8 protein-coding genes and 2 pseudogenes are annotated in these 13,361 nt (G+C 64.2%); all 10 read left to right on the top strand.

Annotated features, from left to right (window positions below):
- Positions 1-68: 68 nt before the first annotated feature.
- The 10 genes and pseudogenes from NKH23_RS16715 to NKH23_RS16760 all read left to right on the top strand — a co-directional run bounded on the left by NKH23_RS16715 (position 69) and on the right by NKH23_RS16760 (position 13,335).
- Complete coding sequence (locus tag NKH23_RS16715; RefSeq protein ID WP_352977868.1) at positions 69-914, top strand: carbohydrate ABC transporter permease; 846 nt, start codon at positions 69-71, stop codon at positions 912-914.
- Positions 911-1,753 carry a carbohydrate ABC transporter permease gene (locus tag NKH23_RS16720; protein WP_352717854.1) on the top strand — a complete coding sequence of 281 codons (843 nt, stop codon included), beginning with the start codon at positions 911-913 and terminating at the stop codon, positions 1,751-1,753. The genes NKH23_RS16715 and NKH23_RS16720 overlap by 4 nt, the downstream gene beginning before the upstream one ends.
- 21 nt (positions 1,754-1,774) lie before the next feature.
- A complete protein-coding gene (locus tag NKH23_RS16725; RefSeq protein ID WP_352912848.1) occupies positions 1,775-2,815 on the top strand; it encodes an ABC transporter ATP-binding protein in 1,041 nt (346 codons plus the stop codon).
- Between the two features lie 33 nt (positions 2,816-2,848).
- Positions 2,849-4,129, top strand: coding sequence for an amylo-alpha-1,6-glucosidase (locus NKH23_RS16730; protein WP_352717851.1), 1,281 nt, complete (start codon positions 2,849-2,851; stop codon positions 4,127-4,129).
- Between the two features lie 192 nt (positions 4,130-4,321).
- A complete protein-coding gene (locus NKH23_RS16735) occupies positions 4,322-5,722 on the top strand; it encodes an SWIM zinc finger family protein (RefSeq protein WP_352717850.1) in 1,401 nt (466 codons plus the stop codon).
- Positions 5,719-7,152: a DUF5691 domain-containing protein gene (locus tag NKH23_RS16740; RefSeq protein WP_352717848.1), complete on the top strand. Its 1,434-nt coding sequence runs from the start codon at positions 5,719-5,721 to the stop codon at positions 7,150-7,152. Before NKH23_RS16735 ends, NKH23_RS16740 begins: the two co-directional genes overlap by 4 nt.
- A gap of 20 nt (positions 7,153-7,172) precedes the next feature.
- Positions 7,173-8,252: pseudogene (locus tag NKH23_RS16745) on the top strand (ATP-binding protein).
- Positions 8,253-8,256: 4 nt separating this feature from the next.
- A pseudogene (locus tag NKH23_RS16750) lies at positions 8,257-10,514 on the top strand (DUF5682 family protein).
- Complete coding sequence (locus NKH23_RS16755) at positions 10,507-11,751, top strand: VWA domain-containing protein (RefSeq protein ID WP_352717847.1); 1,245 nt, start codon at positions 10,507-10,509, stop codon at positions 11,749-11,751. Before NKH23_RS16750 ends, NKH23_RS16755 begins: the two are co-directional and overlap by 8 nt.
- Positions 11,752-11,934: 183 nt before the next feature.
- The gene (locus NKH23_RS16760) at positions 11,935-13,335 is read left to right on the top strand and encodes an FAD-binding oxidoreductase (RefSeq protein ID WP_502912359.1); all 1,401 of its coding nucleotides are present in this window, start codon (positions 11,935-11,937) and stop codon (positions 13,333-13,335) included.
- Positions 13,336-13,361: the final 26 nt, after the last annotated feature.

Below are 13,361 nucleotides of genomic sequence, written 5' to 3' on the forward strand. Positions count from 1 at the left end.
CCTCCCCGGGCGTCCGGACCTAGCGCGCCGGGCGCCCACCCTTTCAAACGCCGAACAGAGAACGCTCCATGCACGGCAAGGCCCTGCCCTATCTGCTGCTGATGCCGGCGACGCTGTTCCTCTGCGTCTTTTTCCTCTACCCGTTCGTGTTGGTCGCCTTCGAGGCGTTCACCCGCGACGGCAGCTTTACGCTCGACAATTTCCGCACCATGGCGGGCAGCTGGAAATTCCCGGTCACGGTCCGCAACACGCTGCTGTTGAGCGCCGTCGTCGTGCCCATCCAGCTGGTCATGGCGCTGCTGATGGCAACGGTGGTGTCGCGGCTTGAAACCGGGCGCAGCGCCGCGCTTTACATCTTCGCTATTCCGCTCGGCATCTCCGATCTCGCCGCCGGGCTGATCTGGCTCGCCATCTTCGACCAGTCCGGCTTCCTCAACACCTTGCTCTCCAATCTCGGCGTCATCGACAGGCCGGTCATGTTCCTCGGCTACCAGAGCAAGCTGACGATCTTCATTGCCGTGGCGCTGGCCGAGATCTGGCGCGCGACCGCCATCATGATGGTCATTCTGGTCGCCGGCATGGGGCTGATCCCCCGGGAATATTACGAGGCAGCCGAGGTCTTCGGCGCTAGCCCGTGGAAGCGCTTCATCAAGATCACGCTGCCTCTGTTGCGCCCAAGCCTGCAGACGGCGATCATCCTGCGCGTCATCCTTGCCTTTGAGGTCTTTGCCGTGGTTGCAGCACTCGGCGGCACCAATCTGCCGGTGCTGATGGGCGAGACCTACAATTGGCAGTTCACGCTGCAGGACCACAATGTCGCCGCCGCCATGGCGCTGTTCATCCTCGCCATCTCGATCGGCTTCACGCTGTTCTTCCTGCGGGTGCTGCGTGTGCCGAAGGAGGCTCGCATATGAGCACCGTCGCGGAGCTCTCGATCGCCGCGCCTGAGGCCCGCAAAGCGGGCAACTGGTTGCTGGTCGCAACCGTCATCCTGCTTTGCGTCTGGGTGCTGCTGCCGATCTATCTGTTGATCGTCAACACGCTGTCGTCGCCGGAAGAGGTGACCGCCTTTCCCAAGCGCTTCTTCCCGTCATTCGATTTCGGCAGCCTTTCTTTCTTCATCAATTTCGCCGGTGTCGCCAAGGCGCTGTGGAACTCCGTCCTCGTCGCCACGCTGACGATGCTCCTCTCGATCGGCTTCGGCGCACCCGCCGGCTACGCGCTGTCGCGGTTCGAATTCCCAGGCAAGGAAACGTTCCGTTTCCTTGTGCTGATGACCCGCGCCTTCCCGCTGCCGCTGCTGGCGCTACCGCTGGCGGTGATGTTCATCCGCACCGGCCTCGACGATACCGCGATCGGGCTGGCGCTGGTCCACACCACGCTGGCGCTGCCATTCGCGGTGCTGATCACTTTCTCGCTCTTCTCCGGCATTCCAGTTGAGCTGGAGGAAGCGGCCTGGACGCTCGGCTGCACGAGATTGCAGGCATTCCGAAAAATCATTCTACCGCTGGCGCTGCCGGGCATCGCGGCGTCGGCGGTATTTGCCTTCACCATCTCCTGGAACGAGGTGTTTGCCGCCGCCGTGCTCACCATCGAGAACCGGACGCTGACCGCCTTCCTGCTTCAGAGCCTCGGCGAATCGCCGCTCTACCTCAAATTCGCCGGTGGCGCGGCACTGGTCATCCCGGCGCTGATCTTCATCTTCGCCGTTCGCAAATATCTGTTCGCCATGTGGGGGATCGCCAACCGATGATGCGCACAAAAGAGAACGCCGATGGCTGAGATCGCCATCAAGCAGGTCGCAAAACGTTTCGGTGGCTTCACCGCGCTGCATTCGATCGACCTGACCATCGCCGACCAGGAATTCATGGTGCTGCTTGGCGCCTCGGGCTGCGGCAAGACCACGCTGCTGAGGATCGTCGCCGGGCTGGAAACGCCAAGCCAGGGCGAGGTCTGGATCGGCGGCCGTCGCGTCGACCATCTGCCGCCGCGCGAGCGCGGCATCGCCATGGTGTTCCAGAATTACGCCGTGTTTCCGCACCTGACCGTGTTCGAGAACATCGCCTTCGGCCTGCGGATGAAGAAGCTGCCGCAGCAGGAGGTCGAGGGGCGCGTCAACCGCACCGCGGAGCTCATGCACATCGAGCAGCTTTTGAAGCGCTATTCGGGCCAGCTTTCCGGCGGCCAGCGCCAGCGCGTGGCAGTCGCTCGGGCGCTCGCGATGGAACCTGACGTGATCCTGATGGACGAGCCGCTGTCGAACCTCGACGCGCTGCTGCGGCTCGAAATGCGCGCCGAACTCAAGGGCGTGCTCGCTGCGTCCAAGACCACCACCATCTACGTTACCCATGACCAGGTCGAGGCGATGAGCCTCGCCGATCGCATCGCCGTCATGCACCAGGGCCGTATCGTCCAGGCCGCCTCGCCGGTAGAGGTCTACCGCAATCCAGCGGCCCGCTTCGTCGGCTCCTTCATCGGCAACCCGCCGATGAATTTCATCCCGGCGACCAAGGCGGCAGACGGCAGTTGGACCGTCGCCGGGCTGACGCTGCCTGGCCCCAAATCCGACAAGCCGACGATAGAATTCGCCATTCGCCCCGAGGATGTCGACGCCGGCACCGAAGGGCTGCACGCCACCGTGCGCGTTGTCGAGCCGCTCGGACCGCACACGCTGGTCACCTGCGATGTCGAGGGCGGCCTGTTCCGCGCCATCCTCGAATCGAATGTCACGGTCGCTGTCGGCGATCACCTGCGGCTCTTGCCCAAACCCGACCGCATCCGCTGGTTCGATCCCGAAACCACCAACGCCCTTTGATCCACCTTCGATCCTGAAAGTACGAACGCCCCGATGATATCTCTTGCTGTCGACGAAACCATCGCCCGCGCCGTCGAGGTGCTCAGGGAAAACGACCAAGGCACCTACACCATACCGACCAAGGGCCTCTACCCGTTCCAATGGAACTGGGATTCCTGCCTGACCGCGCTCGGTCTTGCCCACTACGATGAGGCTCGGGCCTGGACCGAGATCGACACGCTGTTCGCCCACCAGTGGCCGGACGGCATGGTACCGCACATCGTCTTCCATGTCTGGAGCGATGGCTATTTCCCCGGGCCGGAGGTCTGGCGAACGGACCGCCCGACCGCCACGTCGGGCATCACCCAGCCGGCGGTCGCCGGCTTTGCCGTGCGCCGTCTGTTCGACCGGGCCAAGGACAAGACCCTGGCGGCCGAGCGCGCCCGTGCGCTGTTGCCGAAAATCGATGCCTGGCACCGCTGGTTCTACGAACATCGCGACCCGAATGGCGAAGGGCTGGTCGCCATAATCCACCCATGGGAGTCCGGCCGCGACAACTCGATCGACTGGGACGAGGCGTTGGAGCGCGTGCCGACCGAAGGCGTCGAGCCCTACACCCGCCGCGACATCCTGCACGCCGATCCGGCGCATCGTCCAACCGAGGCACAGTATGACCGCTATATCTGGCTGCTGCAGCATTTCCGCGGGCTTGGTTGGGACAACGCCCGGCTGCACGACGCCTCGCCATTCCAGGTCGTCGATCCCGGCTTCAACGCCATCCTGATCCGTTCCGCCGCCGATCTTGCCGATCTCGCCGAGGCACTTGGCGAAACCGAAATCGCCAAGGCCAACCGCGCCCGTGCCGAAAAGGGGCTTTCAGCAATAGAACGGCTGTGGAGCGACGCGCATGGCCAGTACATTTGTTTCGACCGAGTGGCCGGAAAGCACGTTGACAGCGCATCGGTCGGCGGCATTCTGCCGGTGTTTTCGGCCATTCCGGAAAGCCGGGCAGCGGCCATCGCTGCAACGATCGAGCGCATCGCTGGCAAAGCGCGTTACATCGTCCCCTCGCATGAGCTCGATGATCCCCGCTTCGATGCCAAGCGCTATTGGCGCGGCCCGGTCTGGCTGGTGGTCAACTACATGATCGCCGACGGCCTTGCTGCCGCCGGCCACAGCCAAATCGCACAACGGATCACGCAATCCAGTCTCGAGCTGATCGCCGAGAGCGGTTTTGCCGAATATTACGATCCCCTTAGCGGCGAGCCGCTCGGCGGCAGCCGCTTCACCTGGACCGCGGCAATGGTGATCGAGTTCCTGAAGGGCAGAGCCTGAACGCTTCCGCCTAGGCCGCCGGCTATCAAAGCCCGTTCTGTCTGCCGAATAACAGTCGACACCATTTGCGTCTGAGGCATGTCCTGGCCCGTCAAAACAGGGCCAAGGCATGCCGATCTTCACCATGCCAGAGCTATAATAATTCTTCACAAACCGCTATCTATACTGCGTCGGGGCGGGGAGAAACGCGGCTTGGAATTCGATCTGAAAACCATTGAGGCGCTTGCTCCCGATCAGGCGTCGCTGAGCGCCGCCTCCAAGCTCACCAAACGAACGAACTGGCCGCGGCTCGAAAAGCATGAGCAGCAGGCGCTCATCTGGGGCGAATGCCAGGGCTCCGGCTCCAATCCTTATCGAGTGGTGGTCGACACGGGCGATCACGGCTACAAATGCACCTGTCCCTCGCGCAAATTCCCATGCAAGCACACGCTGGCCCTGATGTGGATTGCTGCCACCGCGCCAGCCAGTTTTGCCGCTGCCAATACCACGCCGGAATGGGTGAATGACTGGCTTGGCCGACGCAGGAAGACAACGCCACAGCCGGCGCAACCGGTACCCGGCGCGGAAGCCAAGCGCATCGGCGAAGCCGCACAAGCAGACGAGAGCACCGCCGTTGAAGATATCGCGGCGCTGGAGCGTCGCGAGGCGGCGCAGCGCAAGCGGGCGGAAAGCACACGAGAAGCAGTGTCGGCTGGGCTCGATGAGCTTGACCAGTGGATTGCCGACCAGTTACGGCTCGGTCTGTCCGGGTTTGTCGACGCCAGCAGCGACCGTTGCCGGCGGATTGCTGCGCGGCTGGTCGATATGAAGGCAGCCGCGCTCGCCGGCCGTATCGACGAGATTCCGTCGCGGCTGATGGGGCTGCGCAGCGAGGAACGGTCTGATGCGGCAATCCGCGAGCTCGGCAAGCTCGTGCTGCTGGCAAAGGCGTGGCGGGCGGCGCCCGACGACCCCGAGCTGAAGCGCCTCGTATCGACGTCTGAACCCCGCGAACAGGTTCTCAGCAGTCCGGATGCAAGACAGGTTGAAAGCCTCTGGGAAGTTCTCGGCGAGAAGATCGAGAGCCGCCGCGATGGTCTGGTCAGCCATTCGACCTGGCTGCTCGATTTGAAGAGCGCCACCCCGCAATTTGCCGTGCTGCTCGACTTTTTCCCGGCTTCGGCCGGGCGCCGGTCCAACGCTTTTGCACCAGGCGACCGTTTCAATGCCCGACTGGTGTTTTATCCATCACGCATGCCGCTCCGCGCCCTGGTGGCGGAGCGCATGGGGGAAGTTGCGCCCGGCGCGTGGCCCGATTTTGCTTTTGGCACCGCGAAGGATCCGCTCGCCACGCATGCTTCCCATCAGGACGCCGCGCCCTGGATCGCCGATTGTCCCCTCATGCTGCCGCCCGGCGCTATCCTGCTCGACGATCGGGGCATGGCATGGTGGCAGGCGGAGGATGAACCGCAGGAGATCGCCTTGCCGATCGCCGGCGCGGTAGATCAAACCTTGCTCGGCCTCGACCTTGCGGCCACGGCAGCGCTCTGGAACGGCGCCCGGCTTGAGCTTCTGGCGGCGCAAAGCGAGTTTGGGAGGCTTGATCTGGCGTGAACGAAAGCGAGCAAACAGGCCTGGCGGCAATGCGCGATTGCTGGATCACCGGCGGTGCTACGTTCGATCTGGCTCCGGCCGGATGGAAGGCAATCGCCGGCAGTGCAAGTCCCGACGAACAGGAGCGCCGGCTCCTGGCAATCGCAGCACAAGCGCTCGACGTCGCGCTGCGGCCGGCCGCGCCGACGACACTCAATCGTCGTCCGCCGCTGCCCAGACTTGTCCTGCCCATTCTGCCGGCACGATTTCGCCCGTTGTTGAGAGCCGCTCTGAAGCACGCCGCCGACGCGAGGCGAAAGACACGCGTGGCGGCGCTCGTCGCCAGCCGCGGCTTTGTGCTCCATCCCATGGACTGGATGCCCTCGGATCAGACCTGTCCTGACGTCTACGCACCATGGGTAGACTGGCAAGCAAGCGTGGACGGGGAAAGACATGCCCCACGAGAGAAACTGACGGCGGAAAACTGGGATGAGTTCTATCCCGCCGCGCGACGCTTGGCCCTTGCCGATATGCGCCGTACCGACCCGACATCGGCTCGAATGTTGATCGAAGCCAAGGCGTCGGGCGAACCGGCGGAAGTCAGGCTTGCGCTGGTCGAGCTTATGCGCTTCGGCCTGAGTGCCGAGGACGCGCCTTTCCTGAAAAGCCTTTCCGTCGACAGGTCCGGCAAGGTGCGCGAACTGGCTGGCCGGCTGCTGGCAAGATTAGGAGAGCACGTTCGCCCGAGCGACGGTGGACCGGACGATCCCGTAGCCGAGCTCGCCGCCCTTATCACTGAAGGCAGATCGGGCTTCATCCGCCGCCGGACGATCTACACTCCGGCAAAACTAAAATCCCAAGCGCAGGAGCAACGCCGCGCCGAACTGTTCGAGATATGCAACCTCGTCGACCTTACCGAACGGTTCAACACTACGGAAGCCGAATTCATAGGAGGCTGGCAATTCGGCGCCGACAATAAAGCCGACATCCTGATCGCACGAATGGTCGCCGCCTCAGGGAGCGAAGCCGCCCTTACGCAGATGGCGGATACGCTTATCGCCGAAGGCGGCAAACCGGCACTGTTCGTGCTTCACCTCATTCCCCGCCTGGACAGCCGCAGAAAGCGTGTCCTCATCAGGCTGATCCTCAAGGAGACGACTTATCTTGGCATGATCAACCTGGCGGAAGGCATCGATGCCGACTGGTTGGAATGGGACGACCTGACGAATGGACAGGCGCTCGCCGCACTGCGTTCCGCCGCCGGCGGAAAAGACGACGCCGCGCGGCGGGGTCTCGACGATGTACTGGAGACGATCGGCTTCCTTGCCACCGCGACCACGGCAGCGAAATTGATCGACGACATGGCCGCGGCGGGCGTGCCGCCCGCGGCTCCTTCACTCGGGCTTCTACGTCTCAACACATCACTGGCGGGGCCTGGAACCAACACATGACCAATCCGGAGAACAGCAAAATGAACGCAGCCATCCGCCTCCCGGTCGAGCAGGCCTACGCTTCGGAATTGCAGGCGCTGGCGCGCGATGACGATCGGCAGAGGCCTGCCGGCTGGAGCCTGTCGCCACAGGCTGTGCTGACCTATCTGCCAGGCGGGAAGGCCGGTGACGGCACCTTGGTAACGCCAAAATATGTCGGTCGCCGCCGGTTGATGGAAACCGCGGTAGCGACGCTCGCCACCGACCGAGCACTCTTGCTGCTCGGCGTTCCCGGAACCGCCAAGTCCTGGGTGTCGGAACATCTTGCCGCCGCCATCATGGGCGACTCGACGCTGATCGTGCAGTGCACGGCCGGCACCGACGAGAACCAGATCCGCTATGGCTGGAACTATGCGCAGCTACTGGCAAAGGGCCCGAGCCAGGAAGCGTTGGTGCCGACGCCGCTCTACCGAGCCATGTAGAACGCCAAGCTCTGCCGGCTGGAGGAACTGACCCGCATGGGCTCGGACGTGCAGGACACGCTGATCACCGTGCTTTCCGAAAAGATGATGCCGATCCCGGAATTGAACACCTCGATCTACGCCCAGCGCGGCTTCAACATTATCGCCACGGCAAACAACCGCGACAAAGGTGTCAACGAGCTCTCCTCGGCGCTCAAGCGTCGCTTCAATGTCGTGGTGCTGCCATTGCCGGAAGACATGGCCGAAGAGGTGGCGATCGTCTCCAAACGGGTCGACGAGATGGCTGGCGGACTCGACCTGCCGGTGCCGAAAAACGTCGGCGAGGAGATCGCCCGTGTGCTGACCATCTTCCGCGAATTGCGCTCCGGCGCGACTGCCGACGGCAAGGTGACGCTGAAGACGCCTTCCGGCTCGCTGTCGACCGCAGAAGCGATCGCCACGATGGTTGGCGGGCTCAGCCAGGCGGCGTGGTTCGACAGTGGCAAGCTCGGCGCCGAAGGTCTCGCCGCCAGCCTTGTCGGCGCGATCGTGAAGGATCCGGTGCAGGACAAGGTGGTGCTGGAGGAATATCTGGAAACGGTGCTCAAGAAGCGGCCCGACTATGCCGGCTATTACGCGGCGCTGAACGCAGCGATCTGACGCCATGGGCCACGGCGACATTGCCTATTTCGGGATACGCCATCACGGGCCGGGTTCCGCCGACAGCCTGGTGCAGGCACTGCAGGATTTGAACCCGGTCGCCGTGCTGATCGAGGGGCCGATCGACGCCTCTGAGCTTCTGCCCATGCTGGCCCGCCCCGAAATGCAGCCGCCGGTGGCGCTCCTTTGCTATCCGGAGGAGGATCCGGCTTCGACAAGCTTCTGGCCTTTCGCCGAGTTCTCGCCCGAATACCAGGCGGTGCTTTGGGCTGTGGGCAATAAGGCGACGTTGCAGTTTATCGACCTGCCGTCATCGGCACGGTTCACCACTGCTGCGATCGGTGGCGCGGAGGACGCCGATGCGACCGAAGCTATCCAAGCCCCCGAGAATGGTGACGCGGCTCCGCTACCGCGTGATCCGATAGCCATGCTGGCGCACGCCGCCGGTTATGAGGATGGAGAAAGCTGGTGGTCGGACATCATTGAACAGAACCCGGAACCCGGCCCCATATTTGCCGCCATCGCCGATGCGATGACGACACTGCGGGATGGCGAGGGTCCGATCGCGCAGCTCGAAGCAAAACGCGAGGCGCATATGCGGCTCGAAATCGCCGCGGCGCGCAAGGAGTTCGACGGGCCGATCGCCGTCGTCTGCGGGGCATGGCATGTGCCGGCGCTGCAGACCACCCACACTCAAAAAAACGATCAGGTCTTGATCAAGGGAATTGCGCGGCGCAAGACCACAATGACATGGGCACCGTGGACGGGACCGCGCCTGGCGCTGGGATACGGCTATGGCGCGGGCGTCGTCGCACCGGGCTGGTGTAAGCATCTCTGGCGCACGCGCGGCCGGCGCGATGTGGCGACCCTGTGGCTTGCGACGATCGCCGCCGTGCTGCGGGCGAAGGGTCACCTGATCTCGACCGCCTCGCTGATCGAAGCGGAGCGGCTCGCCCGGACGCTTGCCGCCATTCGCGAGCGGCCGAAACCCGGGTTTGAGGAATTGCGCGACGCCGCGATTGCGGCCCTCTTCAACGGCGAAGCGTTGCTGTGGAGGCTGGTTGAGGCCGAGCTGCTTCTGGGTTCGGACGTCGGGGAAATTCCGCCCGACACACCGCTGGCGCCGCTGATCGAGGATCTCCAGCGTAACCAGAGGGCGGCGCGCCTGAAGCCTGAGGCGCTGAACGGGAACTGTCGGTCGACCTGCGAAGCGAAAGCGGGCTGTTCCGCTCGACATTGCTGCATCGGCTGAACGTGCTCGGTGTGCATTGGGGCAGACTGACCGATGCCGGTCGCAGCCGTGGCACCTTCCGCGAGCGGTGGACCCTAGCGTGGGAACCGGAATATGCCGTTCGTCTGGTCGAGAACCTGATTTACGGTCCGATCATCGAAAAGGCTGCCAACGGTCGCCTGATCCAGATGATCAATGCTGCGGCGACGCTCGATACGCTTGCGGGACTGGTCCAGAGCGCCATCACGGCAAACTTGTCGGAAGCATCTACTGCCGGCCTCACGGCGTTGGAGGCACGCGCGGCGCGCAGCAGTGAATGCCTGGAGATCCTGGCGTCGGTGCCGCCGCTCGCCGAAATCATCCGCTACGGCGAGGCCCGCAAAACGCAGACGGACCGGCTGTCCGGCCTCATGGAGCGGCTGATCGTCGAAGGTGCGATCGCGCTTCCCTATGCTGCGCGCGATCTGGACGAGCAGGCCGCCGCGACACTGGTTGGTGCGATGCGCAAGGCCAATGAGGCGATCAGGCTGGTCGAACCCGGCCAAGACGTACTGGATGGGTGGCGCAACGGGCTGGCGGTCGTGCTGGAGGCGTCACGGTCGACGGCGCTGCTGGCCGGGTGCGCCGCACACCTGCTGTATGAAGCCGGTCGCCTGTCCGCCGAAGCCGCTGCCGGGCTGCTCGGGCGACGCCTGTCACCGGGGACGCCTGTCACTGAAGCGGCCGGGTTCTTCGAAGGCTTCTTCAGCACAGCCGGTCAACGGCTGATTTATGACGAGGGTCTGCGCAGTGCGGTCGATGGGTGGCTCAGATCCCTGGACGAAGATGCTTTCATCGCGCATCTGCCGTTGCTGCGCCGCGTCTTTTCCAATCTGGACAGCATGGAACGCCGCCGGCTGATCGAAGCGGTCCTCGGCCGCGCCGCGCGCTTGCCGGCTGGCCTGACGCCGACGCCGGATGGCGGCGAGGCATGGCGCCGGCACCTGGGGCTGCTTGGATCATTGCTCAACGGAGAAACCGGCAATGGATGACGAGGCCGAAATGAACGAACCCGGCCCGCTCACTGCTGATGGCGGAAGGGAGCGCCGCTGGCGACTGGCGATCGGCGCCGATGACGAAACGTCTGGGGCACTTTCCAGCGACGACAAACGGCTTTCGGCGGCACTCGACGCTCTCTACGGCGACGGCGTTAGCGCCGCTTCTGCCGACCCGCGCAAGCGGCGTGGCGGCCTTGGCCGGTCGGCGCCGCGCGTCGCGCAATGGATGGGCGACATCCGCTCCTTCTTTCCGGCGCAGGTCGTCCAGATCGTCCAGAAGGACGCCTTCGAACGGCTGGACCTGAAGCAGATGCTGATGGAACCGGAATTCCTCAAGGCGATCGAGGCGGACGTCAATCTCGTCGCCGACCTGATTTCGCTGCGCTCGGTCATGCCGGCCAAGACCAAGGACATTGCCCGGACGATCATTGCCGATATCGTCGCCAAGCTGATGCAGAAGCTGGAGCAGAAGACCGCCGAGGCGATACGCGGCGCGCTCGATCGATCGAGACGAACCAACCGCCCGCGTGCACGCGATATCGACTGGCAGCGCACTATTTCGGCGAACCTTCGCCACTATCAACCCGAGCACAAGACCATCGTGCCGGAGAAACTGGTCGGCTTCATGCGCAAGCAGCGCCGGCTTGTCGATCTGGATGAGGTCGTTCTCTGCGTCGACCAGTCCGGCTCGATGGCAAGCTCGGTGGTCTACGCCTCGATCTTCGCGGCGGTGATGGCCTCGCTGCCGGTTGTGCGCACGAAGCTTGTCTGCTTCGATACGGCGATCGTCGACCTGACCGAAGAGCTCAGCGATCCCGTCGAGGTGCTGTTCGGCGTGCAACTTGGCGGCGGCACCGACATCAATCAGGCGGTCGCCTATTGCGCCGACCGTATCGAACGGCCCACCAAGTCGCATCTGGTGCTGATCACCGACCTCTATGAAGGCGGTGATGGCCAGGAACTGCTGAGGCGACTGGCAGCGCTGGTTCGATCCGGCGTAAATGTCGTCGTGCTTCTGGCGCTGACTGATCAGGGCCGGCCCGGCTACGATCCCACAATGGCAGGCTCGGTAGCAGCCGTTGGTATTCCCGTCTTCGCCTGCACGCCGGATCTGTTTCCGGACATGATGGCTGCGGCCTTGCGCCGTGCGGATATCGGAGTATGGGCGGCGACCGCCGATATCAAGCTGGTCCGCGCCGAGGCGGAGGCGTCACCAACTGCCATAGTTTGACAAAACGCGGTCCCCGCCTATGGTCGACCTGTTACAGGAGCGGCGCATGGCGACAGCAACTGACTGTATTTTTGGCGGGTTTTCCGCACTTTTTCTTTCCAGCGAAATTCGCGTCAAGCCGCTCCTGCAATCCTCGCCGGTCTTCGCGTGCGTCGCATCGCTATCTGCGCGCCAATAGCATCCGTGAGCGCCCTCTCCTCGCGAACCGCCGAGCTTCTCTCGCGACTTGAGGGTCGGCTGGACCGGTCGGCGATCGTCTCGGCCGATGAGGCCGGGCCGCGTTACAGGGAAGACCCCGACGGCAAGACCGGTGCGCGGCCGGAGGTCGTGCTGCGACCGCGCACTGCCGGCGAGGTGTCGGACATACTGCGCCTCTGCAATGAGGCGGGGCAGAGGCTTGTGATCCAGGGTGGCCGGACCGGGCTCGCCGGCGGCGCTCGCATCCAACCCGGCGAAGCTGTGCTGTCGCTGGAGCGCATGACTTCCGTTGAAGCTCTCGACCGCGAGGCGGCGACCATCATCGCCGAGGCCGGCGCGCCGCTGCAAACGGTGCAGGACGCCGCCGATGAGGCCGGCTTGCTGTTCGGCGTCGACATCGGAGCGCGCGGCACGGCCACGGTCGGCGGCAATGTCGCCACCAATGCCGGCGGCATGCGCGTGCTGCGCTACGGTATGTACCGGGCCCAGGTGTTTGGCCTGGAAGCGGTGCTTGCCGACGGCAGTATCCTGACCTCGCTCAAGGGTTTGGCGAAGGACAACTCCGGCTACGACCTCAGCCAATTGTTCATCGGCAGCGAGGGCACGCTCGGCGTGGTCACGCGCGCATGCCTGCGGCTGCATCCGAAGCCAGCCACCGAGATCAACGCCTTCTGCGCGCTTGCTTCGCTGGACGCAGCGATCACGTTGCTGGCGCTGCTCAGGCGGAAGCTCGGGCCCTTGCTGTCGGCCTATGAGGTGAATTTCGCACCGCTCTATGGCGCCATGATCGCCGGAATGGAGGCGCCGGCGCCGCTGCCCGCCGGCTCGCCCGTCTATGTGCTTGCCGAGATACAGGGCAGCGAGCCCGATCGCGACGGCGAACGTTTTGCCGCGGTGCTGATGCAGGCGGTTGAAGATGGCGTGATCGACGATGTGGTCGTCTCGCAATCGCCGCGCGAATTCCGGGCGCTCTGGGCGGTGCGAGAAGAGGCCAACCGTTTCCTGTTTTCGATGGCGGGCCTGATTGGCGTCGATGTCAGCATCCCGCTGGCGAAAATGGGGACTTTCCTGCGCGAAACAGAAGCCGCCATCAAGGCCATCGACTGGGGCGCCGACATCTACGTCTTCGGCCATCTCGGCGACGGCAATCTGCATTATCAGGTCCGCACCGTGGATCCGGCGGCCGCATACAGCGTCGTCTACCGCGGTGTCGCCGGCGCTGGCGGTGGCGTTTCGGCCGAACATGGCATCGGCCTCGACAAGAAGGAATGGCTGCATCTGGTGCGCAGCGATGCAGAGATCGCGGCTATGCGCCGCTTGAAAGCAGCCTTCGACCCGAACAACATCCTCAATGCCGGGCGCATCTTCGACCTCGCGCCGGGCTGAAATCGAAGGCCGGTAGCGCTGGCGGG

It is taken from the genome of Mesorhizobium sp. M1328 (assembly GCF_040318075.1).
GTDB lineage: Bacteria > Pseudomonadota > Alphaproteobacteria > Rhizobiales > Rhizobiaceae > Mesorhizobium.

What these genes read in the sequence shown, in the direction of transcription:
- NKH23_RS16720 (WP_352717854.1), top strand. Translation starts at nt 911, where the DNA reads ATGAGCACCGTCGCGGAGCTCTCGATCGCCGCGCCTGAGGCCCGCAAA.
- NKH23_RS16730 (WP_352717851.1), top strand. Translation starts at nt 2,849, where the DNA reads ATGATATCTCTTGCTGTCGACGAAACCATCGCCCGCGCCGTCGAGGTG.
- NKH23_RS16755 (WP_352717847.1), top strand. Translation starts at nt 10,507, where the DNA reads ATGGATGACGAGGCCGAAATGAACGAACCCGGCCCGCTCACTGCTGAT.
- NKH23_RS16715 (WP_352977868.1), top strand. Translation starts at nt 69, where the DNA reads ATGCACGGCAAGGCCCTGCCCTATCTGCTGCTGATGCCGGCGACGCTG.
- NKH23_RS16725 (WP_352912848.1), top strand. Translation starts at nt 1,775, where the DNA reads ATGGCTGAGATCGCCATCAAGCAGGTCGCAAAACGTTTCGGTGGCTTC.